The sequence below is a fragment of the Streptomyces inhibens genome (assembly GCF_022221585.1).
GTDB lineage: Bacteria > Actinomycetota > Actinomycetes > Streptomycetales > Streptomycetaceae > Streptomyces > Streptomyces inhibens.
Genome location: NZ_CP084681.1, coordinates 5,938,771 through 5,960,648, shown reverse-complemented (window position 1 = coordinate 5,960,648; position 21,878 = coordinate 5,938,771). Strand labels below are relative to the sequence as shown.

The window sequence follows — 21,878 nt, the reverse complement described above, 5'->3', positions numbered from 1 at the left end:
CCCCACCGTCACCGACGGCCCGCCCGGCCAGCGGGTGAATTGCGCATTCCGCCCGTAACGTCGAGGGCATGACGGAGCGGGCACGCACCGAGATCGAGCAACCCGAACCGGGCGGCGAGCCGGCCGGACGGACCGCCCAGGCACCGGTCAACCCCGGACTGACCGCGGCCGAGGTCGCGGAACGGGTCACCAGGGGCGAGGTCAACGACGTCCCCGTACGGTCCTCCCGCTCGACCGTCGAGATCGTCCGCGCCAATGTCTTCACCCGCTTCAACGCCATCATCGGCGTGCTGTTCGTGATCATCCTGATCGTCGGTCCGATCCAGGACGGGCTGTTCGGCTTCGTCATCGTCGCCAATACCGGCATCGGCATCATCCAGGAGCTGCGCGCCAAGAAGACCCTGGACAATCTGGCCGTCATCGGGGAGGCCAGGCCGACCGTGCGGCGCGACGGGGCCGCCGCCGAGATCCTCACCTCCGAGGTGGTGCTCGACGACATCATCGAACTCGGGCCCGGCGACAAGGTGATCGTCGACGGCGAGGTGCTGGAGACCGACAGCCTGGAGATCGATGAATCGCTGCTGACCGGCGAGGCCGACCCGGTCGTCAAGAAGCCCGGTGAAGCGGTGATGTCCGGCAGCTTCGTCGTCGCGGGCGGCGGTGCCTTCACCGCGACCAAGGTCGGCCGCCAGGCGTACGCCGCCCAGCTCGCCGAGGAGGCGAGCCGGTTCACCCTGGTCCACTCCGAGCTGCGGACCGGCATCAGCCAGATCCTCAAGTACGTGACCTGGATGATGATCCCGACCGCGATCGGCCTCATCCTCAGCCATCTGCTGACCCTCGGACTGCCCGGCGACGCGGCCATCCGCCGGATGGTCGCCGGCATCGTGCCGATGATCCCCGAGGGGCTGGTGCTGCTCACCTCCGTCGCCTTCGCGATCGGCGTGATCCGGCTCGGCCGCAAGAAGTGCCTGGTCCAGGAGCTGCCCGCGATCGAGGGGCTGGCCCGGGTCGATGTGGTGTGCCTGGACAAGACCGGCACCCTCACCGAGGGCGGGATGGACGTCAGCGCGCTACGCGTCCTGGAGGACGGGGACGAGCGGTACGTACGGCAGGTGCTCGGCGCGCTCGGCGACTCCGACCCGCGGCCCAACGCCTCCCTCAAGGCGATCATCAACGCCTTTCCCTTGAACGAGGCCTGGCGCTGCACCCAGTCGCTGCCGTTCTCCTCCGCCCGCAAATACAGCGGCGCGTCCTTCAACGACCCGGACGGCGAGAGCACCACCTGGCTGCTCGGCGCCCCGGACGTCCTGCTGCCGGCCGGTGACCCGGGCCTCGCCGAGATCGACGACCTCAACGCGCAGGGCCTGCGGGTGCTGCTGCTGGCCCGTGCCGAACGGGAACTGGACGACCCGGACGTCGCACAGCGCGCCCGGCCCACCGCACTGGTCGTCCTGGAGCAGCGGCTGCGCCCGGAAGCCCCCGACACTCTGCGCTACTTCGAGGAGCAGGGTGTCCGGGCCAAGGTGATCTCCGGCGACAACGCGGTGTCGGTGGGCGCGGTGGCCGGCAAGCTGGGGCTGCCGGGCGCGGACGCCCCGGTGGACGCGCGCCGACTGCCCGGCGATACGGACGCGATGGCGGCCGTACTCGACAAGGGCGCGGTGTTCGGCCGGGTCACCCCGCAGCAGAAGCGGGACATGGTCGCCGCCCTGCAGTCGCGCGGCCACAACGTCGCGATGACCGGCGACGGTGTCAATGACGTACTGGCCCTCAAGGACGCGGACATCGGCGTCTCGATGGGCTCCGGCTCCGAGGCCACCCGCGCCGTCGCCCAGATCGTTCTGCTCAACAACAGCTTCGCCACGCTGCCTTCGGTGGTCGCCGAGGGCCGCCGGGTGATCGGCAACATCACCCGGGTCGCCACCCTCTTCCTCACGAAGACCGTCTACTCGGTGCTGCTGGCGATCCTGGTCGCCTGCTGGCAGATCCCCTACCCGTACCTGCCCCGCCATCTGACCCTGCTGTCCACGCTGACCATCGGCGTCCCGGCGTTCTTCCTCGCCCTCGCCCCCAACAAGGAACGTGCCCGCCCGCACTTCGTCCGCCGGGTGATGCGCTACGCGGTGCCGTCCGGCCTGATCACGGGCGCGGCCGCCTTTGCCACCTACCTGCTGGCGCGCGGCTACTACAGCGGACCGGGCGCGCTGTCCGCCGAGACCAGCGCGGCGACCCTGACGCTCTTCCTCGCCGCGATCTGGGTACTGGCGATCATCGCCCGCCCCTACACCTGGTGGCGGATCGGCCTGGTCCTGACGATGGGGCTGGCGTTTGTGGTCGTCCTGGTCACTCCCTGGCTGCAGGCCTTCTTCGATCTGCGCCTGGTCGGTACGACGATGCCCTGGGCGGCCGTCGCCATCGCGGTGGTGGCGGCGGTGCTGCTGGAGGTCACCTGGCGGTGGGTGGACCGGCGCTTCCCGGCCTGAGGCGTCTCCCGGCATCCGGTCGGCGCGCCGGCTTCCGGGAGAGTCACGGCAGATATTGATAGGTGACGCTGTTGCTGTTGCCGGCCGGGGTGTGGACGACGACGGAGGCGGGGCCGAGCACTCCCGGAGGGGCGGTGGCGACGACCTGGGTGTCGGAGAGCGCGGTGAAGGACGCCGGGACGCCGGCGAAGCGTACGTCGTCGGTGTAGGTGAGGCCGCTGCCGACGATGGTGACGCCGGTCCCGCCGGCGACCGGACCTTGGGCGGGTTTGAGAGTGCTGAGGGCCGGGGTGGGGAGGTAGCTGTAGTAGGAGCCACCGAGCCCGGCCGGGCTGGTTCCGCCGGCAGTGGTCACCGTGACGGAGACGGTTCCGCTGCCACTGGGAGCGATGGCATTGACCTGGCTGTCCGACACGACACTGGCGCCGGTCGCCGCGGTGGCGCCGAAGCGGACCACGCTGGTGAGGGTCAGATTGGTGCCGTAGACGGTGACGGTGTTCCCGCCCGAGGACGGCCCCATGGCGGGATCGACGCCGGAGACGGCCGGGGGCGCGATGTAGTAGTACGGCACCGGGGCGCTGGTGCCTCCCGGCGTGGTCACCGAAACGCTGACCGGAGCGGCCGGTGCGGCGGGGGCCGTCACCGTGATCTGGGTGGCGGTGTTGCCGGTGATGACGGCGGTGTGACTGCCGAAGTCCACCGAAGTGGCACCGGTGAGATTGAAGCCGTTGAGGGTGACCGAGTTCCCTCCGGCCGTCGAGCCCTTGTTGGGCAACACCGAGGTGAGGACCGGAGCCACGACATAGGTGTAGGTGACGCCGTTGCTGGTGCCTCCCGGTGAGATGACCGTGACGGCGACCGAACCCGCACCGGCCGGTGCGGTCGCGGCGATCTGGTTGTCGCCGACGACCGAGAACGACGCGGTGGCCGAGCCGAATTTCACCGAGGTGGCACTGGTGAAACCGGAGCCGTTGACGATGACCGAGGTGCCCCCGACGGCCGGCCCCTGAACCGGGCTCAGCGAGGTGATCACCGGGGCGGCGAGGTAGGTGTACGTCACGCCGTTACTGGTGCCGCCCGGCGTGATGACCGTGACGGCGACCGGACCCGAACCCGCGGGCGCCGTGGTGGTGATCTGAGCGTCACTCACCAGCGTGAACGACGACACCGCAACGGTCCCGAACTTGACCGAGGTGGCACCCGTGAAACCGGAGCCGCTGATAGTGACCGCGGTGCCGCCCGCAGCGGGCCCGCTGGTGGGACTGATACTGCTGATCACGGGGGCCAAGGTGACACTCCTTCACACTCGCGCGCCGATGGGTGCCCCGGCCGGCGCGCACCGGCCGGGGCGGACAGTCAGGAAGCTCAGACGACGGTGAACACATCACCGCCGACGACCGCGCTCGTCCCACCAGGGGTGATGACTTGGACGTCGTAGGTGCCGACGGCGAGTCCGAGGGGAACAACGGCGACGAGGTGGGCGTCGTCCGGGCCGACGTTGAAACTGTCGGCCGACGTCGCCGCGCCTCCGCCGGTCGGGGTGAAGGTGACATCGATGACGCTGACGAAGGACGTACCGGTCACGGTGGTGCTCGTGCCGACCGGCCCCGTCGCGGGGCTCAGGCCGGTGACCGTCGGCAGGTTGTAGTAGGTGAACTGGGTCTCGGCGCCGCCCGAGAAGCTGGCGCCGCCGGCGGTGGTGACGGTGATGTCGACGGTGTCCGTACTGATGCCGGCCCCGAATGCCGGGTGGACGGGCGGTGTGACGGTGAGGTGGCCGTCGTTCACGACGGTCACCGCTCCCCCCGTCACGGTGCCTACCGTGCCGAAGGCCACCCCGCCGCCGACCACGTTCGCGGTCGCCAGCCCGCTGCCGTAGATGTCGACCGCCCCGGGAGCGATCGGTCCGATGTTGGCGACGACGCCCGAGCAGTCCGGGGTGCCGATGTAGAAGAACGGCACGGAGTTGCTGGTCAGGGTCCCCTGCGTGACGCTGACGGGGTACGAACCGGCGCACAGTGTCGGGATGGTGCAGGTGACGGTGGTGCCACCGCCGCCGACCGTGCCGGTGACCGACTTGGTACCGAAGTTGACCTTCGCAGGGGCGACGAAGCCGGTGCCTGTGACGACCAGGCTCTGTCCGTTGTGCCCCTGTGTGGGGGCTATGGAGGTGATGGTTGGCATGAGCTGTCTCCTTCGTTGGTGTTACGGGTGAGGGGTGCACCGGTCCGCGTCCCCGCGCATCCGGGGGGTGGCGAAGTGATGCGCGGGGACGTGCCGGACACGGGTCCAAGGGCCGCTCACGCCGGTACCCGGGAGGCCGGTGCTCTGGGAGCGGGGCGGCTTGGCCGCCCCGCTTCAGCAGTCGGGCAGTGCGGGCGGGTTGGCGCCGCAGGTGTTCGGCGTGTTGCCGCTGAACATGTCCGCGAGCAGTACGACACTGCCGGCGTTCTTGTAGATGCCGCCGCCGTCGACGCCGGCGGTGTTGTCCTTGACGCCGGTGGCGATGAGCGTCAGCGCGGTGTCGGAGTAGATGCCACCGCCGTATGCGGCACTGTTGTTGTGGATCGAGGAGGAGGTGGCGGTCACGGTGCCGCCCAGGTTGGCGATCCCGCCCCCCACGCCGATACCGGCGTCACCGCGGCTGATGCCGACCGTGGTGAGGGTGAGCTGGCCGTGGGCCTCCGGGTTCTGTGACGGCCCGTCGACCTCGATGATCCGGAACGGGGCGACGCCCGGCGCCCGGGTGATGTCCGTGGCCAGCCCGGTCATGGAGATCGGCGTGGTGATGTTCGGGAGTCCCGCCGGCCCCCCGGCCCCGCCGGAACTGTGCGCGGAGGTCAGGGAGTAGGTACAGAACGGCGCGAGGATCAGATTGCCGCCGCCTGCGAGGTTGGCCGCTTTGACCGCGTCGACCAGCGCTTTCTCGCTGCACGTCACGAGCGTCGGCTCTACCGCCTGTGCAGCCGGTGCAGCGGCCACCGAGCACACAGCCATGGCACTGGCCGCAGCCAGTAAAGGGAGAATTCGGATGGCTCGCAAAACGCCTCCTTGGACGATTTGTGAGCTACCCTCACCGGCCGAGATCTCTGCACGAAGATCAGCAGCCGACGCCATCGGCCATCACAGCACCACAAAGACCCCGATAAAGGGCCCAAAACCGGGCCTGGCGGACCTGGTTGGCTGCCACTCTTCGCTCCTCGGCCGGAGGGATGGGCAGCCCACTGGTCAGATGCCGAAAGTAACGCATTCGAGTGACACGGCCCGCAAGGTAAATGTCGGAACATCACCCCTTCGGCCGAGCGTGCGCCACATTCACCCCCCTTTGTTTGCGGCGGCTGCGGCGGGCGGATCAGATGCGGACCGGTAACGGAGTCCGGCCGGGCGTGGCGGCATCGCCGTCTCCCCCTTATGGTCGGTGCCCATGGCATTCCACACGGGGGACCTCACGTACGAGGTACTGGCCGGCACGCATCACCACTACCACCACTACCACTCCGGTAACAGCTCCTACGGGGGCGGCGACGGCGTCTTCGACTGGTGGGAATGGCTGATCCTGATCGTCGGCGCGATCGTGGTGATCTGGGCAATCGCCAAGAAATTCAGCTCGGACTAGCCGGCGCCCTGCGACTCCACTCTCGCTCGGCCTGTGGAGGGCAGGAGATATCGCCGAGGACGACGATCCCCACGCGATAGTCGACGAACTTCTGAATGATCTCGCACATTGGCAGACGGCATCGCCGATGAAATTCAAAGGCATCGCGTTCACCGCCGATGACCTCGCCCTCGGCCCCGCAATCAGCCGAACGATCGGCCCCCGTCGCATCACGACGGGGGCCGATCTCCTTTTCCGCTCCGTCAGTCGAACCAGCGCGCCCGCGCCAGCTCGTCACCCCGCTCCGGGTCCTCCAGCAGTGCCGCGACCTCGAAGCGGCGTGGCCACTGGGCCGTTGCCCAGGCGAGGCCGGCGGCCACGCCCTCCAGGGTTGCGGCGTGCAGGGTGCCGTCGGGGGTCCAGCGCCAGTCGAGTTCGGCGGTGTCGTCGGGGCCGTCGCCGACGATCAGTTCCTCGTGTTCCAGGTACGACTCCGGGGTGGCGGCGCCGAGCAGTGTCCGTACGGTTTCCGGGACCTCGTGGCGGACGCCCTCGGAGCGGACCTCGGCGCTGACCGCCTCGCTCAGCCGGCGTACCTGCAACAGCTCCGCCAGTTCGGCGGCGCGGGCCGGGCGGACCGGCAGCAGGGGGAGGCCGGTGGCGAGGGGCATCAGGTCCGGGGCGTCGGCGACCACGGCGTCCGCGGCGTCCACCACCCGGGCCTCCTGGTCGAGTACGGTCCGCAGTTCGTCGGGCAGGGTCACCTGGTCGGGGTCCAGGTCGGCCAACATGCCGTAGAGGGCGTGCAGTTGGGCGGTGCCGACGGTCAGGTCCGGGTCGGCGAGCCGGGCCAGCAGTTCCGCCGCGCCGCCCGGCTCGTCCAGGAGCGCGGAGACCGAGGTCCGTACGCCGAGTGCCCGCAGGACCTGGGCGTCGACGTCACCGGCGTCCGCGGACTCGTAGAGGCCGGCCAGCAGGGAATCGCCGCCCGCCGCCCGCAGACCGGCGGGGCGGCGGCCGTCCAGCACCGGGTGGCCGCGCAGCCACCAGGCGGTGTACGGGCGTACGGACTCGGTGGTGCCGTCGGGGAGCAGTACCCGTACGGGGGCGGTCAGCGCGTCGCGCAGGGGTGGCTGGGACAGCATCTCCAGGACCTGCGGCCAGGCGTCGTCGTCGACCAGATCGAGGTCGCGGACGGCCACCAGTTCGGTGACGACCGGCGGCACCGGGGTCTCCGGCAGGGCGTCGAGGATGTCCTCGCACCACACGTCGACGGCGTCCAGCAGCCCGACGTCGTCCGGCTCGGCGAAGTCCCCGTCCCGCGGCTCCATTTCGTCCGGGTCCAGCACCACATCGGTGGCCCGTACGAGCGCGAAGGCGGCCAGCACACCGACCGCGGTCAGCGGCTGCTCGCCCCACCGGGCGGCCAATTCCGCGTCGCATGCCGCGAGTTCACCCTCCCGGATGACCCGTTCGAAGGCGCTTCCCGGGAACACCAGCTCACCCGCCGGCGCCAGCTCGCCGTCCTCGTCGGGCAGCGCGAGCGCGCCCAGCCACGGTTCGTCACCGGGCGAGAGATTGGCGTCCCGGACCAGCCCGAGCACGGTCTCCGCCAGCTCCTCGGCGCCCAGCGGGGCCCCCACTCCGGCGTCGAACTCATCGGCGAAGACGTCGTAGGCGTCCTCGTCCGCGTCCAGCGAGTTCTCCACGGCCGCCCGTACCTGGGGCGTGGTCAGCACCGCGCGCGGCGCGGCCGGGGTGGCCCCGAGCTTCTCCAGCAGCGGGTGCACCGCCTCGGGGTGGGCGACCTTCAGCCCGAGCCGGGCGAGCGTACGGTGCCGGGCCGCGGCCTCGCCGCCCTCCTCCGGACCGCCCCCGGGCAGCGGCAGCAGCACCTGACGCGGCCCGATCGTGGTGCGTACGCCGCCGTTCTCCCCGCCCGGCCCCTGGCCCGCCGTGCCCGCCAGCGGCACCGGCAGCCCGCTGAGCCGGTCCGGGTCGGTGCCGGCCAGCGCGTCGTAGAGCCGCCACCACCAGCGCGGCGACCGCTCGACGCCCGCCAGCCGGTCGATCATCTCGCTGAGCGGCACCCGCGCCACGCCCAACGCCCGCAGCTCCGGCCGCCGTTCCAGCCCGGCCGGCAGCAGGCTGGGGAAGAGCTCGGCCAGCACCCCGACCGTTGCCGCGCCGGCGCCCTCCACCACCTCGGCGTCGACGGGCCGCAGCACATAGCGCTCCACGCCGCCCTCGTCCGCATCCCACTCGTCCTCCGGCGGGGCCTTCGGCGCGCCCCCGGCCGGCGCGCCCGCGCTCGGCAGGAACCGCACCCGCGGCAGCAGTTCCAGCACCTGCCGGCGCAGCTCACCGTCCAGACCGCCCTTGCCCAGCGGTCCCGGCACCAGATCGAGGGTGCCGACCGACACCGGCTGCCAGTCACCCAGCAGCGCCGCGTACGTCGCGGCCGCCCGCCCCACCAGGAAGTCCGCCAGCGGCCCCGGCGCGACATGCCGACGGGTCGGCTCCAGCGGGAACGACGCGATCAGCAGCGCGGGCAGCCCCAGCGGCTCGTCGGTCGGCGTCGGCGCATGCACCACCGGCGCCGTCCCCGGGCGCACCGGCGCGCCCTCGTCGTCCACCGGCACCGCCCAGGTCACCGACCAGGCCGGCCGCAGCCGCTCCTCGACGGGGCGGTCGGCGAGCAGCGCCGGGTCCAGCGGCCCGCCGTCGCTCGCCACCCGCCACCGGGTGGCTCCCCGCTCGCTGTCCTCGATCAGGACGTAGGCGCCGTCCTGGCTGCGCCTCAACTCCCGTACGCCCTCGGGGGTCTCGACGATCACCTCGGCCAGCCCCGGCAGCGTCAGCAGCAGCGCCGCGTCGATCCCGGCCAGCAGCCGCTCGGCCAGGTCCTGCGCCGCGCCGTCGCGCAGCGGCAGGACGACGGCGGTGTCGTACCCGTCGGGTGCGGTGCCCTCCGCCGGCAGCGGCAGCCGCAGCAGCGGCACATGCCCGTCGCGACGGCGCAACTCGCCGCCCAGGCCGGGGCTGTGGGCGGCCACGTCCTGCGTCAGCGCCTGCGCCTCGACCAGCGACCAGCGGACGCCGCCGGTGCGCCCCACGAGCGCCGGCTCATCACTGACGGACAGCACCGCGGCGAAGCCCACGCCGAACCGGCCGACCGCGCCGGCCGCCACGCTGGGCTCCCGCTTCGCGGAGGCGCGCAGCGTCGACAGCGACTCGACGCCGGTCGCGTCCAGCGGCGCACCGGTGTTGGACGACACGAGCACGGCGGGCGCGCCCCCGTTGGCCGCGTGCAGGGTCAGTCGCAGCCGGCCGGGGACACCGGCGCGGGCCGCCGCGTCCGCGGCGTTCTGCGCCAGCTCCACGACGAGCCGGTCGCGGTAGCCGCCGAGCGCGAGGTCCTCCTCGGCGTTGGCGTCCTCCCGGAACCGGGCCGGCGAGGCGGCCCAGGCGTCCAGCACGCCACGCCGCAATCGGGCCGTCCCGAACGGGTCTCCGGCTGCGCCTCGCACCCACGACGTAGCTGTCACTGTCCGTCTCCCTTGAAGCGTGTGTCCGTGGGCCGACGGTATCGCCCCACGTCGGCGGCCGGCCCGCCGTGCGTGTCCCGCCTTCGGCGCGGGGTGGTGTGTGGGGTGGGGCCCCGGTGTGTGAGGGGTGGCGGGGCCACACCCTGGTGGGGGGTGAGGGAAGAAACAGCAGAAGCTCGGCTGCGTGCCACGACGCGACCGAGCTTCCGGTTTTTCACACCGTCACGCCCAACGAACCCCTCAGCTGTGGCCGAGCTCCTCGGCAGGCCCGGTCTCCTCCACCGAGCCACCGTCCCGCTCGGGCCGGAGCGACAACGGCTCCACCACCGTCTCGTCCAGAACCGGTTCGGCCGGCCGCGGCGGCTTCGGCATGACGGCGGCCTCGGAATGGGCGCCGCACCCGTACGCGAGCGAGACCACCCGCCCGTCCGCCGGGGCGAACTCATTGGCGCAGACGCCGAACGCCTGGCGCAGGGAGCCCGCCATCGGGGTAAGGAATGCGCAGGTCATGCAGGTGGCGGGGGCCGCCTGAGCCATCGGGGTCTTGGCTCCGTAGGACTCTTCCCAACGGTCGGCCGCGGCGTGCAGGCCGTAGCGGGACAGGACCCGGGCGCGGCGCATGCCCAGCTCCTCGGCGACCGCCGCGATACTGCCCCGCTCGGGGGCGGGCTGGACCGCCGGCGAGCCCGGGAGGACGTCCGCCTCCTCGGTGTCCGCGACCTCCGCGGCCATCCCCTCGGCGATCACGGAGTTCGGCGCCGGGGCTTCCGCGCCGGTGTAGCCGGGCTCCAGGCGCAGGTCGTCGGCCTCGGTGGGCAGCAGATCGCCGGGGCCCATGTCGCCGGGGCGCAGCCGCTCGCTCCAGGGCACCCACTCCGGCGCGAGCAACGCGTCGGGGCCGGGCAGCAGGACCGCCTCGTCGATCGTGACGATCTTGGCGCGGGAGGCCCGGGCGACCGTCACGCCCCAGCGCCAGCCCCGGTAGCCGGGCTCGTTGCAGGCGAAGAGATGGGTGACGACGCGGTCTCCGTCGGCGACGGCATCGATGTGCTCGCCGACCGTGCCGGGCCGTGCGGCTTCCTCCGCCGCCTCCCGGGCAAGGTCGACCGCCTCGGCGCACAGGCGGTCAGGGGTACGGCTTCGCATCGCAGCACTCACAAGAATCGATTCTCTCTTCTACGCCGTCTCACGAGTGCGCCAGCCGGAGCTGTCCTTGTCCTGTCCGGACGACCGGCGGGGCCGGGGCGGGCGGAGCGGACCAGGGGACCGCGTCGACGTCCGCGCCCGGTCGTTTCGGTCGAGCGCACCTCTTACGTCCTATTCTGCGGGATCGCGAGGAGGCACGCGGCCAAAAACAACCGCCGGTGGCGCGCTACACACGCTACCCCTTCAACGGTGTACGACCCCTCGGTGGGAGCGCCAAATGTCAGCGGCAGCGACTGCGGGCCGGTACGCCCCGCGCGGCAGTGCGGACAAAGTGCCCTCTCCTGGGCGAGTTGGGGCACTATGGCCAGGGAGCTACCGCACGGGCGTCAAAGGTGTCGAAGGTGGCGAAGGCATCGCGGAAGTCGTCAGGGATGTCGCGCGCATCGACGCGCGGCGGGTACGGAGAGCGCCGGGGCCGCCGGGCGGGCCGGGCCGTCGGCCGAGCGCTGCACCGGCCGTTCACCGGTGCGGCGCGGGGCTTACGGCGTGCGACGCATGCGCACGGCGCGGGCGAGTCCGGGCTGGGCAAGCTGATCGAGCTGCATGCCGTGAACTCCGCCGGCGACATGCTGATCACCGTCGCGCTGGCCTCGACGGTTTTCTTCTCGGTGCCGACGCACGAGGCGCGGGGCCGGGTGGCGCTGTATCTGGCGGTCACCATGGCTCCGTTCGCGCTGCTCGCACCGGTGATCGGGCCGTTGCTGGACCGGGTGCCGCACGGCCGCCGGGCGGCGATGGCGGCCGCGATGCTGGCGCGGGCGCTGCTGGCGCTGACGATGTCGGGCGCGGTGGCCACCGGCGGCCTGGAGCTGTATCCGGCGGCGCTGGGTGTGCTGGTGTCGTCGAAGGCGTACGGCGTGGTGCGCAGCGCGGTGGTGCCACGGCTGCTGCCGCCGCGGATTTCGCTGGTCAAGGCCAATTCGCGGGTGACGCTCGCCGGGCTGCTGGCGACCGGGGTGGCGGCGCCGGCCGGTGCCGGGCTGCATCTGATCGGGCCGAGCTGGCCGCTGTACGGGGCGTTCCTGGTGTTTGCGACCGGTACGTTCCTGTCGTTCTCGCTGCCGCACAAGGTCGACTCGGGCAAGGGTGAGGCCCGGGCCCGGCTGGCGTCCCGGGACGTGTCGGCGGGGTCGGCGGGGTCGGCGGGGTCGGCGGGGTCGGCGGACGCCGAGCGCAAGCCCGGCCTGCGTACGGTCGGCCCGTCGGTGCTGCACGGTCTGCAGGCCAACGCCTCGCTGCGGGCGCTCTCCGGGTTCCTGACGTTCTTCCTGGCCTTCATGCTGCGCGAGCACCCGCTGGGCGGGCTGAGCCCGGCGGCCTCGCTCGGGCTGGTGGTGGCGGCGGCCGGTATCGGCGGTGCACTGGGGACCGCGGTCGGTGCCTGGCTGAAGGCCCGCGGGCCGGAGCCGATCATCGCGGCGATGCTGGGGCTGGCGCTGTGCGCGACGGTGTGCGCGGCGGTGTTCTACGACGCGGTGGCGGTGGTCGTGGTCACCGCCGCGGCGGCCACCGCGGGGCTGTGCCAGGCGCTGGCCAAGCTGTCGCTGGACGCGATGATCCAGCGCGATGTGCCCGAGGAGGTGCGGACGTCCGCGTTCGCCCGGTCCGAGACGGTGCTGCAGATGTCGTGGGTGGTGGGCGGCGCGATCGGCATTTCGCTGCCGCTGATCGGCGTGGTGGGGATGTCGGTGGCCGCGGGGCTGGTGGCGCTGGGCGTGGTGCTGGCCGTACGGGGCCTGCTGAGCGCGGCCCGGCGGGGCGGTACGCCGACCCCTCGGGTGGCCTGACATCCGAGGGGCGGCGCGGCACGCCGCACCCGCGCGTGGCGTGGGCCGGGGCGCCAGATAGCCTGCCCGTATGACCGCTGCGTTGATCTCCTGGGGCAAGGGCCGCCGTGCCGCTGCCGCCATCGGTGCCGTGTCCCTGGGTCTCATCACCCTCTCCGCCTGCGAGAAGCCGACCGCGCTCGCGACCGTGACCGTCGGGTCGTCAACGGTCACGGCCGAGGCCACCCCCGGCTGTGACGGAGGCGGCGAGGTCCTCTCCAAGAAGGCCATCGCGGCTTGCATCACCAAGAAGGGTGGCAAGACGATCACCGTCCACCCCGGTGAGAAGGTGCGCGTCGGCGTCGACCCGCAGATCGCCAAGTCCGGCTGGATCGTCATCGGCGGCGGCCCGGTCATGCGGGAGCCCAGCAAGGAGACATACCGCAGCTTCGACGCGGACACCCTCTTCATGCAGCAGAACCCGCAGACCGGCCAGACCACGTACACCAAGGACGTCACCCTCCAGGTCGCGGAGCTCGGCGACGGCGACGGCCCCAAGACGATGTGGCACTTCACGCTGAAGCAGAAGGACTGAGTGCGCTGATCGACGAGGTCCGGTGGCAGGCTGCGAGGGCTGTCTGATGCGGGTCCTGGTCGTCACAGCGGTGGCCGCCGAGCGCGACGCGGTGTGTGCCGCGGCGGGGACCTGCGAGGAGGCGGTGCTGCCCGGCGAGTACGCACTGCGGCGCGCATCTGCGCGGCAGGTGGCGCTCGATGTGCTGGCCGCCGGTGTCGGTCCGGCCGCCGCGGCCGCCGGCGCGGCCACCGCGCTGACCGCCGCCGCGCTCGCCGGGCGGCCCTACGACCTGGTCGTCTCGGCCGGTATCGGCGGCGGCTTCGCGCCCGGCGCCCCGCTCGGCTCGGTGGTGGTCGCGGACGCGATCGTCGCGGCCGACCTGGGCGCCGAGACCCCCGACGGCTTCATCCCGGTCACCGAACTCGGCTTCGGGACGGTGGCGCACCGCCCCGACCCGGAGCTTGTGCGGGCGGTCGCGGCGGCGGCCGGCGCTGCGCGCGGCACCGTCGTCACCGTCTCGACGGTCACCGGCAGCGGTGCGCGCAGTGCCGAGCTGGCGGAGCGTCATCCGGGTGTGCTGGCCGAGGCGATGGAGGGTTTCGGCGTCGCCGAGGCGGCCGCCGCACAGGGCGTGCCGGTGCTGGAGATCCGTACGGTCTCCAACGCCGTGGGCCCCCGCGACCGCGCCGCCTGGCGCATCAAGGACGCGCTCACCGCCCTGACCGACGCCTTCCGTACGATCCCGGGAGCGCTGGCCGCCGGGGCGCGCCGTGCGGATCGCCCCGGGCCGGCTCCGGAACCGGCACCATCCCCGAGGAGGACCCCGTGACCCGGCCGCTGAACATCGCGTACTCGCCGTGCCCGAACGACACCTTCGTCTTCGACGCGCTGGCGCACGGTCGCGTCCCGGACGCGCCGGAGCTCGCGGTCACCTTCGCCGATATCGACCTCACCAACGGCATGGCCGAGCGCGGTGAGTTCGATGTGCTGAAGGTGTCGTACGCGGTGCTGCCGTGGGTGCTGGACGACTATGCGCTGCTGCCCTGCGGCGGGGCGCTGGGGCGCGGCTGCGGGCCGCTGGTGCTGACCAAGGAGCAGGGCACGGCCGCGGAGCTGGCCGGCAAAACGGTCGCGGTGCCCAGCGAGCGGTCCACCGCGTATCTGCTGTTCCGGCTGTGGGCCGCGGCGGAGGTGCCGGGCGGTGTCGGCGAGATCGTGGTGCTGCCGTTCCACGAGATCATGCCGGCGGTGCGCGACGGCAAGGTCGATGCGGGCCTGGTCATTCACGAGGCGCGCTTCACGTACCAGAACTACGGCCTGGTCCGCCTGGCCGACATGGGTGAGCACTGGGAGTCCACCACCGGCCTGCCGATCCCGCTCGGCGCGATCATCGCCAAGCGGTCGCTGGGCGAGCGGACGCTGCACGATCTCGCGGCGGCGATCCGCACCTCGGTCCGGATGGCGTGGGACGACCCCGAGGCCTCCCGCCCGTACGTCCTGGAGCACGCCCAGGAGATGGACCCGAAGGTGGCGGACCAGCACATCGGGCTGTACGTCAACGAGTTCACCGCCGACCTCGGCGAGCACGGCTATGCCGCGGTGCGCGGGCTGCTCACGCGCGCCGCGGCCGAGGGGCTGGTTCCGCCCCTCGGCCGCGATGCGTTGAATTTCGGGTGAGTGTGCCGGCTGGGTGAGCCGGCCTCTCCGGGCCGGCTCGCTCAGACGTCCAGCTGGTCGGCGACCGCGCGCAGCATGCCGGCGATCTTCCCGCCGTGCGCCTTGTCGGGGTAGCGGCCGCGCTCCAGCTGCTGGGTGACGTTCTCCAGGAGCGTGGTGAGGTCCTGGACGATCGAGGCGAGTTCGTCGGGCTTGCGGCGCTGGGCCGCGGCCACCGAGGGTGCGGGGTCGAGGAGCGTCACGGTCAGCGCCTGGTCGCCGCGCTGGCCCGCGACCACGCCGAATTCGACGCGCTGGCCAGGCTTGAGTGCGGCCACGCCGTCGGGCAGCACCGACGAGTGCACGAAGACGTCACCGCCGTCATCGCGGGAGAGAAAGCCGAAGCCCTTCTCGCTGTTGAACCACTTGACCTTGCCGGTAGGCACGTCTGTCCTCGTCCTCGTACTCGTTGGAAAAAACTGGGCTGGGTCTACTGCGGAATCTGCGGAAGAAAATCAGGTCTGGATAGCAATGCAGCGGGCCGCAGGACCCGCCTTCACCAAGGCTAATGGTCCCAAGGCCGGTGGCAAGACGCCGCCGGGTGGATCCTCAGTGCTTCTGGCCCGGACTTACCCTGGTCAGGTGTCTGACGAAACTCCCCAGGCCGGGGATCTGCTGGTCCGAATCGGCGCGATCATGTTCCTAGTTGGCGCAGTGGCCACTCTCGCCACGGTGATGCCGCTGTTCCTCGGGACCGATCCGCTGCCGTCCGTCTTCTACGCGGTCTGCATGCTGATGGGCGTCGGCTTCCTTGTCGCGGCGACCGGAGTGATCCGTTCCGCCGTCGCTCAGCGCCGTCAGGCGGAGGCCGCTTCGTCCCCTTCTCCCTCTTCCGCCTCTTCTGCGACATAGCGCTCCAGCCACGACGGAAAGAGCGTCAGGTCGTCGAGCACCACATCGGCGCCGGCCGCCAGCAGTTCGCGTGCGTCGCACGGGCCGGTGGCGACGGCGACGGACAGCGCGCCCGCGGTGTGCGCGCCCCGCACATCACCCGTGTGGTCGCCGACGTAGACCCGCGCACCGTGCTCACGCAGCGCATCGGCCTTGGCTTCCGCCCACAGTGAGCCGATGACCGCGTCCGGCTCGATGCCCAGGTGCGCCAGGTGCAGCTTCGCGTTCGGCTCGTACTTGGCGGTCACCACGATCGCCCGGCTCCCGGCGGCATGCACCGCGGCGATCGCCTCCCGGGCGCCCGGCATGGCCGGCGTGGGCGCGATCGCGTACTCCGGGTACAGCTCGCGGTAGAAATCGCTGATCTCCGCCACCCGCTCCTCGGGGAACCACCGGCGGATCTCCTCCTCCAGCGGCGGCCCGAGCCGGGTCACCGCGGCCTCGGCGTCGACGACGGCGCCGGTCCTGGCGGACAGCTCCTGATACGCCGCCTTGATGCCGGGACGGGAGTCGATCAGCGTCATATCGAGGTCGAATCCGACCGTCAGGGGGTGCGCAGCCATGCGTGCCATTGTGCCCGCGGCCGCAAGCGGGCCGGACGCCCGTCCGGGCGCCGCCCCTCGATCAACGGGCCACCGGCGGCTCCCGTACCGTTAGCCCTGCCTTACCTAACTTCCGGACATCCACCACGAAGAGCGACGTACACATGAAGCCCCGGACGCACAGCCGCCGGCTCGGCCTGACGGCGGTCGCGGTGCTCGCCCTGCTGCTCGCGGTGCTCTTCTCCCTGGCCCTCGGCAGCCGCCAGTTCGCGCCGTCCGAGGTGCTCGACGCCCTTGTCCACGGCGGCAACAGTGACGCCGCCCAGGTCGTCCGCTTCCTGCGGCTGCCGCGCACCGAGATCGGACTGATGGTCGGCGCCGCGCTGGCGATGGCCGGCACGGTCATGCAGGGCATCACCCGCAACCCGATCGCCGACCCCGGCATCCTCGGCATCAGCCAGGGCGCCTCGGCCGCGGTGGTGATCGCCATCGCCTTCGCCGGGATCCACACCCTGACCGGCTATGTCTGGTTCGCGTTCACCGGCGCCGGGATCGCCTCGGTCGCGGTCCACGCCATCGCCTCCCGCGGCCGTGGCGGCGCGACGCCCGTCAAACTCGCGCTGTCCGGCGCCGCCATCAACGCCCTCCTGGTGTCGGTGACGATGGCGGTCCTCACCACCAAGGCCGCGGCCCTGGACGAGTTCCGGTTCTGGCAGGTCGGCTCGCTCACCGGCCGGGACGCCGAAGTGGCCGCCCAGATCTGGCCGTTCCTGCTGGCCGGCACGGTGCTCGTACTGTCCGTCGCACGCGGTCTGGACGCGCTGGCGCTCGGCGAGGACGTCGCCAGGGGCCTGGGCCAGAAGGTCGCCACCGTACGGATCGTGGGCGGGCTCGGGGCGACCGTGCTGACCGGCGCGGGCGTCGCCGCGGCCGGCCCGATCGCCTTCGTCGGCCTCGCCGTCCCGCATATCGCCCGCGCGATCGTGGGCAGCGACCACCGCTGGGTGCTGCCGATGGCGGCGCTGCTCGGCCCGGTCATCGTGCTGGTCTCGGACACCCTCGGCCGGATCGTCTTCCCGCCGTCGGAGGTCCCGGCGGGCGTGATGACCGCGCTGATCGGGGTGCCGTTCCTGGTGACGCTCGTACGGCGCAAGGCGGTGGCGGCATGACGGCCTCTTCGACGGCGACGGCTCCCCGGCGGCCGATACGCCCCGCCGGCTACGCCCTGGTCCGCGCCGGCCGCGCCTCCTTCCTCCTGCACCGCCGTGCGGCCGGGACCGCCGCGGTACTCACCGTCCTCCTGGCCGCCGGCTGCCTCGCCTCCCTCTGCATCGGCGAAAGCCTTGTCTCCCCCTCCGACGTCATCGACGTCGTCCTCGGCAGACCGTCCTCCCAGGAACTGGTCGTCGGCACGCTGCGGCTGCCGCGGCTGACCGTCGGCCTGCTGGTCGGCGCGGCCTTCGGGGCCGCCGGCGCGCTGATCCAGACGGTGGCCCGCAATCCGCTCGCCAGCCCCGACATCATCGGCGTCACCCAGGGCGCGAGCGCGCTGACGGTCGGCGCGATGACCTTCGGCATCACCTCGTACACCGTCCTGCCGTATCTGTCGGTGGCCGGCGGCGTCCTGGCGGCCGGGCTGGTTTATCTCTTCGCCTGGCGCGGCGGTCTGCACGCCACCCGCTTCGTCCTCATCGGCATCGGCTGCGCGGTCGCGCTCCGCTCCGTCACCCACCTCTTCCTGACCAAGGGCGACTATCTCGTCGCCCAGCAGGCCCAGGTGTGGATGACCGGCTCGCTCAACGGGCGCGGCTGGGCGGAGGCGGCGCCCCTGGGCTGGGCGCTGTTGGTGCTGCTGCCGTGTGTGCTGTGGGCGGCGCGCGCCCAGCGGACCGTCTCGCTGGACGACGACACCGCGACCGCGCTGGGCATCCGGCTGGGCCGTACCCGCCTCGGGCTCGTCGCGGTCGGCGTGGTCCTGGCGTCGATGGCGACCGGCGCGGCCGGCCCGGTGGACTTCGTGGCGCTGCTCGCCCCGCAGATCGCCCGCCGCCTTGCCCGTACGGCCCAGATCCCGCTGCTCTGCTCCGCGCTGCTGGGCGCCCTGGTCGTCGTCCTGGGCGATCTGCTCGCGCGAAAGATCTTCGCGCCGACGGAGCTGCCCGTGGGGGTGCTGACCGCCGCCGTCGGCGCCCCGTATCTGATCTGGCTGATCGTCAGGGGCCATCGCGTCCGTGGCCGTGCCGCAGGAGGAAATGCGTGACCGAGACCGGCGAGAGCGTCGTACGGCAGGACGAACCGGGCCGCGACGCGGGCTTTGCGAGCAGGCTGACGGCGCGCGGTCTGACGCTCGCCTACGAGGACCGCACGGTCGTCGACGGCCTGGACCTGGACGTGCCGCACGGCGCGGTCACCGTCGTCGTCGGCCCCAACGCCTGCGGCAAGTCGACGCTGCTGCGCGCCCTGGGCCGGCTGCTCGGCCCGCGCCGCGGTGCGGTCCTCCTGGACGGTACGGATCTGGCGCGGATCCCCACCAAGAAGATCGCCCAGTCGCTCGGCTTGCTGCCGCAGACCCCCGTCGCACCCGAGGCGATCACCGTCGCGGATCTGGTCGCGCGCGGCCGCCAGCCGCATCAGCGCTGGTGGCAGCAGTGGTCGGAGGAGGACGAGCGCGCCGTCACCGAGGCGATGGCGCGTACGGACGTGGCGCAGCTGGCCGACCGCGCGGTGGACGAACTCTCCGGCGGCCAGCGGCAGCGCGTCTGGATCGCGATGGCCCTCGCCCAGGAGACCGAACTCCTCCTGCTGGACGAGCCGACCACCTACCTGGACATCGCGCACCAGGTCGAGGTGCTGGACCTGGTACGGCAGTTGAACCACGACCGGGGCCGCACGGTCGTCGCCGTACTGCACGACCTCAACCAGGCCGCCCGCTACGCCGACCACCTGGTGGCGATGAAGGCGGGCCGGATCGTCGCCCAGGGGCACCCCGGCGAGGTCGTCACCGCGGAGCTGGTCCACGAGGTGTTCGGGCTGGAGTCGGTCGTGGTGCCGGATCCGGTGACGGGGTCGCCGCTGGTCGTGCCGGGGCGGCCGTGGGAGCCGGCGCGTCAGTGCTGACCGGGGCCGTCTTTGCTCAGCCGATCTTCTCGCCGTCCGAGCCGAAAGGACATGTCATGTTCCGTTCCACCGCCGCCGGGCGCGGCAGCACCGCCGCCGGGCGTCGTACCGCCGTCGCCCCCGCCACCGCCGTGACCGCCGCCGGCGCGCTCGCCGCCGCCCTCCTGCTGTCCGGCTGCGGCTCCGGCGACTCCTCGGCGTCCGGCTCCGACGGCACCTTCAAGGCCGCCGACTGCCCGAAGCAGCCCACCACGTCCTGGGCCACGCCGGTGACCGGCGGCGGACGGCACACGGTCAAGACGGCGATGGGCGAGGTGACGGTGCCGAACGCGCCGAAGCGGGTGGTCGTCCTGGACACCGCCGAGCTGGACTCGGCGATCACCCTGGGCGTCAAGCCGGTCGGCGCCACCCGCTCGGACGTCGCCTCCGGCTTCCTGGACTACCTCCCCAAGGACAAGGTCACCGGCATCAAGGACGTCGGCAAGATCGGCGCCCCGAACCTGGAGGCGGTCGCCGCGCTCCACCCCGATCTGATCCTGACCAGCAAGGTCCGCGACGGACAGCGCTACGCCCAGCTCACCAAGATCGCGCCGACGGTGATGACCGAGACCACCGGCTACCCCTGGAAACAGAACTTCGCCACGCACGCCGACGCGCTCGGCAAGATCCCCGAGGCGAAACGCGCCGTGGCCGCGTACGAGGCACATGCGAAGCGGGTCACGACGGCGCTCGGCGGCCCCGCGAAGGCCGGCGCGCTCCGCACCAACATCGTCCGCTTCGTCGAGGGCGCCGACACCCGTATCTACGGCTGCCAGAGCTACATCGGCACCGTCCTCGCCGACATCGGCACCGGCCCCACCGATGTCGTCACCGGCGCCAAGGACGGCCTGATGACCGAGGTCAGCCCCGAACAGATCAACAAGGCCGACGCCGACGCCGTCTTCTACGCGTCCTACGGCAGCCCGGAGAAGTCCAAGGAGGCCCAGGTCACCGGCGGCGGCCTGTGGAAGAACATGCGGGCCGTCACGGGCGGCCGGTCCTTCCGCGTCGACGACCAGCTGTGGATCCAGGGCATCGGCTACACGGCGGCGGACAAGATCCTGGCCGAGGTGCAGCAGCGGCTCGTGAAGAAGTGAGCGGGGTGGGTGAGCCGTCGTATGACGAGCGGCGGCCCACCCACTCGCTTCACCGTGCCGCCCGCCGCATCCGCCACAGCAGGAACAGCGCCGAGGCGACGGCCGCGACCCGAGCCATCACCGGCAGCCCGGCGGCCAGTTCCGGCCCCAGCCGGCCCTGGGCGATCGGCTCGCCCCAGCGCCCGTCGAACCGGCCCCACAGCCACACCACCAGCCCACCGACGACGACCCCCGGCACGCCGAGCGCGGCGAACTTGGCCTCGGCCCGGCTCAGCCGCCGCGAGACGTAGGCGAGCGCCCAGCCGCCCGCCAGCGCGAACCACGACCCCAGCACCGCACCGGCCACCAGCAGCAGCACGGCCAACGTCAGGACCGGGCTGAGCCATGCGCGCAGCGGGACCGGTGCCGCGGCCTCCTCTTCCTGGACCTCGGCCGCGCCCTCGTCCTCGGCCGGCGCGTCGGCCACCGCGCCGCGCCGCCTGGCGAGCGCCCGCCGCAGCAGCCCGGGAAGCGGACGCTCCCCCTCCGCCGCATCTCCGTCGGCCGCGCCCTGCTCTTTCTCCCCCTCGGCCCCCTCCGCACCGTCGCCGACCTTCTTCAACGACAGCGGGCGCTCGCCCTTGGGCCGGTCCCATATCTCCGGGATCTCGATCCCGCCGACGAACCCCGGCACGGTCTCGCCCGCCCCGAACGGCGACGGCTCCACCCGCCACCAGTCGGGCGCATCGCTCGCCTCACCCAACTCGTCCGTGCCGGCGAGATGCGGCGGCAGGCCGACGGCCGGCGCGCTGTCCGCCGCCCCGTCGCGCGGCGCGGGCACCTTGCCGTTCGCCTTCGCCCTGCCGTTCGCGGACGCCTTGCCGGTCAGCCCGCTGCGCCGGGCCAGACTGCTGAGCTTCTCGAACGCGGTGGTCCGCGGCGGTGGCGGATCGGCCGGCCGCGACGGCTGCGTGGGCTGCGGGGCGATAGGCACCTCGGGCCCGGCGCCCGAGGCGGACGTCTTCGCCCGAGCCTGTCCCGCGCCCGAACCGGCCCGGGAGGCCCCCGGCACCCGGTCGTCCGCGCTCCCCGCGGCCGCGACCACCGCCTCCGGCGTCCCCAGCCGCGCCAGCACCCGCTTCACCCCGGCCACCGAGTCGGCCTTCTGCCCGTCTATCTCGGCCCGGAGTCTGCTGACCAGCCGCATACGCGTGGCGGAGGGCAGCCCCCGCTGCTGGGCCAGGTCGCCGACCCGGCTCAGATAGTCAAAGACGAGCTGATCGCTCTCGATCCCCACGAAATCCCCTGCGGCGTCCGCT

General features: G+C 72.4%; 19 protein-coding genes. 11 read left to right on the top strand and 8 right to left on the bottom strand.

Annotation, left to right across the window (positions count from 1 at the left end; all coding sequences use genetic code 11):
- The first annotated feature begins 68 nt into the window (after window positions 1–68).
- Window positions 69–2,486 carry an HAD-IC family P-type ATPase gene (locus KI385_RS27225; protein WP_238574809.1) on the top strand — a complete coding sequence of 806 codons (2,418 nt, stop codon included), beginning with the start codon at window positions 69–71 and terminating at the stop codon, window positions 2,484–2,486.
- Window positions 2,487–2,529: 43 nt separating this feature from the next.
- Here the strand turns inward: KI385_RS27225 and KI385_RS27220 are convergent, their stop codons facing one another.
- The 3 genes from KI385_RS27220 to KI385_RS27210 all read right to left on the bottom strand — a co-directional run bounded on the left by KI385_RS27220 (window position 2,530) and on the right by KI385_RS27210 (window position 5,426).
- Window positions 2,530–3,765, bottom strand: coding sequence for an IPT/TIG domain-containing protein (locus KI385_RS27220; protein WP_238574808.1), 1,236 nt, complete (start codon window positions 3,763–3,765; stop codon window positions 2,530–2,532).
- A gap of 86 nt (window positions 3,766–3,851) precedes the next feature.
- Window positions 3,852–4,670 (bottom strand): IPT/TIG domain-containing protein, encoded by an 819-nt coding sequence (locus KI385_RS27215; RefSeq protein ID WP_238574807.1) that lies wholly within the window; start codon window positions 4,668–4,670, stop codon window positions 3,852–3,854.
- A 174-nt stretch (window positions 4,671–4,844) separates the two neighbouring features.
- Window positions 4,845–5,426, bottom strand: a complete 582-nt coding sequence (locus KI385_RS27210; protein ID WP_238574806.1) for a hypothetical protein — start codon at window positions 5,424–5,426, stop codon at window positions 4,845–4,847.
- Between the two features lie 484 nt (window positions 5,427–5,910).
- Between KI385_RS27210 and KI385_RS27205 the strand changes: the two genes are divergently transcribed.
- Window positions 5,911–6,102, top strand: a complete 192-nt coding sequence (locus KI385_RS27205; RefSeq protein ID WP_238574805.1) for a hypothetical protein — start codon at window positions 5,911–5,913, stop codon at window positions 6,100–6,102.
- 242 nt (window positions 6,103–6,344) lie between these two features.
- Here the strand turns inward: KI385_RS27205 and KI385_RS27200 are convergent, their stop codons facing one another.
- Both KI385_RS27200 and KI385_RS27195 read right to left on the bottom strand, forming a co-directional pair.
- Window positions 6,345–9,629 (bottom strand): sacsin N-terminal ATP-binding-like domain-containing protein, encoded by a 3,285-nt coding sequence (locus KI385_RS27200; protein WP_238574804.1) that lies wholly within the window; start codon window positions 9,627–9,629, stop codon window positions 6,345–6,347.
- A gap of 240 nt (window positions 9,630–9,869) precedes the next feature.
- The gene (locus KI385_RS27195; protein ID WP_238574803.1) at window positions 9,870–10,775 is read right to left on the bottom strand and encodes a DUF3027 domain-containing protein; all 906 of its coding nucleotides are present in this window, start codon (window positions 10,773–10,775) and stop codon (window positions 9,870–9,872) included.
- 431 nt (window positions 10,776–11,206) lie between these two features.
- Here KI385_RS27195 and KI385_RS27190 point away from each other — a divergent pair, with 431 nt between their 5' ends.
- The 4 genes from KI385_RS27190 (at window position 11,207) to KI385_RS27175 (ending at window position 14,855) form a co-directional block, all read left to right on the top strand.
- The gene (locus KI385_RS27190) at window positions 11,207–12,622 is read left to right on the top strand and encodes an MFS transporter (protein WP_238577854.1); all 1,416 of its coding nucleotides are present in this window, start codon (window positions 11,207–11,209) and stop codon (window positions 12,620–12,622) included.
- Between the two features lie 70 nt (window positions 12,623–12,692).
- Window positions 12,693–13,196, top strand: coding sequence for a hypothetical protein (locus KI385_RS27185; protein ID WP_238574802.1), 504 nt, complete (start codon window positions 12,693–12,695; stop codon window positions 13,194–13,196).
- Window positions 13,197–13,242: 46 nt separating this feature from the next.
- Window positions 13,243–14,007 (top strand): futalosine hydrolase, encoded by a 765-nt coding sequence (locus KI385_RS27180; protein ID WP_238577853.1) that lies wholly within the window; start codon window positions 13,243–13,245, stop codon window positions 14,005–14,007.
- Complete coding sequence (locus KI385_RS27175) at window positions 14,004–14,855, top strand: 1,4-dihydroxy-6-naphtoate synthase (RefSeq protein ID WP_238574801.1); 852 nt, start codon at window positions 14,004–14,006, stop codon at window positions 14,853–14,855. Before KI385_RS27180 ends, KI385_RS27175 begins: the two co-directional genes overlap by 4 nt.
- Before the next feature lie 41 nt (window positions 14,856–14,896).
- Here the strand turns inward: KI385_RS27175 and KI385_RS43995 are convergent, their stop codons facing one another.
- On the bottom strand, window positions 14,897–15,280 hold the full coding sequence (locus tag KI385_RS43995; protein WP_281066906.1) for a cold-shock protein: 384 nt from the start codon (window positions 15,278–15,280) through the stop codon (window positions 14,897–14,899).
- A 196-nt stretch (window positions 15,281–15,476) separates the two neighbouring features.
- Here KI385_RS43995 and KI385_RS27165 point away from each other — a divergent pair, with 196 nt between their 5' ends.
- Window positions 15,477–15,746, top strand: a complete 270-nt coding sequence (locus tag KI385_RS27165) for a hypothetical protein (protein WP_425356960.1) — start codon at window positions 15,477–15,479, stop codon at window positions 15,744–15,746.
- On the opposite strand, the gene KI385_RS27160 is transcribed toward KI385_RS27165, so the two are convergent.
- Window positions 15,692–16,348 carry an HAD family hydrolase gene (locus tag KI385_RS27160; protein ID WP_238574800.1) on the bottom strand — a complete coding sequence of 219 codons (657 nt, stop codon included), beginning with the start codon at window positions 16,346–16,348 and terminating at the stop codon, window positions 15,692–15,694. The genes KI385_RS27165 and KI385_RS27160 overlap by 55 nt on opposite strands.
- A 143-nt stretch (window positions 16,349–16,491) precedes the next feature.
- Here KI385_RS27160 and KI385_RS27155 point away from each other — a divergent pair, with 143 nt between their 5' ends.
- The 4 genes from KI385_RS27155 to KI385_RS27140 all read left to right on the top strand — a co-directional run bounded on the left by KI385_RS27155 (window position 16,492) and on the right by KI385_RS27140 (window position 20,580).
- Window positions 16,492–17,496 carry a FecCD family ABC transporter permease gene (locus KI385_RS27155; RefSeq protein ID WP_238574799.1) on the top strand — a complete coding sequence of 335 codons (1,005 nt, stop codon included), beginning with the start codon at window positions 16,492–16,494 and terminating at the stop codon, window positions 17,494–17,496.
- Window positions 17,493–18,587 carry a FecCD family ABC transporter permease gene (locus KI385_RS27150; RefSeq protein ID WP_238574798.1) on the top strand — a complete coding sequence of 365 codons (1,095 nt, stop codon included), beginning with the start codon at window positions 17,493–17,495 and terminating at the stop codon, window positions 18,585–18,587. The genes KI385_RS27155 and KI385_RS27150 overlap by 4 nt, the downstream gene beginning before the upstream one ends.
- 65 nt (window positions 18,588–18,652) lie before the next feature.
- On the top strand, window positions 18,653–19,444 hold the full coding sequence (locus KI385_RS27145) for an ABC transporter ATP-binding protein (RefSeq protein ID WP_238577851.1): 792 nt from the start codon (window positions 18,653–18,655) through the stop codon (window positions 19,442–19,444).
- A gap of 56 nt (window positions 19,445–19,500) precedes the next feature.
- Window positions 19,501–20,580, top strand: a complete 1,080-nt coding sequence (locus tag KI385_RS27140; RefSeq protein WP_238574797.1) for an ABC transporter substrate-binding protein — start codon at window positions 19,501–19,503, stop codon at window positions 20,578–20,580.
- A 49-nt stretch (window positions 20,581–20,629) separates the two neighbouring features.
- Here KI385_RS27140 and KI385_RS27135 read toward each other — a convergent pair whose 3' ends face one another.
- Window positions 20,630–21,856, bottom strand: coding sequence for a hypothetical protein (locus KI385_RS27135; protein ID WP_238574796.1), 1,227 nt, complete (start codon window positions 21,854–21,856; stop codon window positions 20,630–20,632).
- Between the last annotated feature and the right edge of the window lie 22 nt (window positions 21,857–21,878).

What these genes read in the sequence shown, in the direction of transcription:
- KI385_RS27150 (WP_238574798.1), top strand. Translation starts at nt 17,493, where the DNA reads ATGACGGCCTCTTCGACGGCGACGGCTCCCCGGCGGCCGATACGCCCC.
- KI385_RS27195 (WP_238574803.1), bottom strand. Translation starts at nt 10,775, where the DNA reads ATGCGAAGCCGTACCCCTGACCGCCTGTGCGCCGAGGCGGTCGACCTT.
- KI385_RS27155 (WP_238574799.1), top strand. Translation starts at nt 16,492, where the DNA reads ATGAAGCCCCGGACGCACAGCCGCCGGCTCGGCCTGACGGCGGTCGCG.
- KI385_RS27190 (WP_238577854.1), top strand. Translation starts at nt 11,207, where the DNA reads ATGTCGCGCGCATCGACGCGCGGCGGGTACGGAGAGCGCCGGGGCCGC.
- KI385_RS27160 (WP_238574800.1), bottom strand. Translation starts at nt 16,348, where the DNA reads ATGGCTGCGCACCCCCTGACGGTCGGATTCGACCTCGATATGACGCTG.
- KI385_RS27205 (WP_238574805.1), top strand. Translation starts at nt 5,911, where the DNA reads ATGGCATTCCACACGGGGGACCTCACGTACGAGGTACTGGCCGGCACG.
- KI385_RS27185 (WP_238574802.1), top strand. Translation starts at nt 12,693, where the DNA reads ATGACCGCTGCGTTGATCTCCTGGGGCAAGGGCCGCCGTGCCGCTGCC.
- KI385_RS27140 (WP_238574797.1), top strand. Translation starts at nt 19,501, where the DNA reads ATGTTCCGTTCCACCGCCGCCGGGCGCGGCAGCACCGCCGCCGGGCGT.
- KI385_RS27225 (WP_238574809.1), top strand. Translation starts at nt 69, where the DNA reads ATGACGGAGCGGGCACGCACCGAGATCGAGCAACCCGAACCGGGCGGC.
- KI385_RS27180 (WP_238577853.1), top strand. Translation starts at nt 13,243, where the DNA reads ATGCGGGTCCTGGTCGTCACAGCGGTGGCCGCCGAGCGCGACGCGGTG.
- KI385_RS27215 (WP_238574807.1), bottom strand. Translation starts at nt 4,670, where the DNA reads ATGCCAACCATCACCTCCATAGCCCCCACACAGGGGCACAACGGACAG.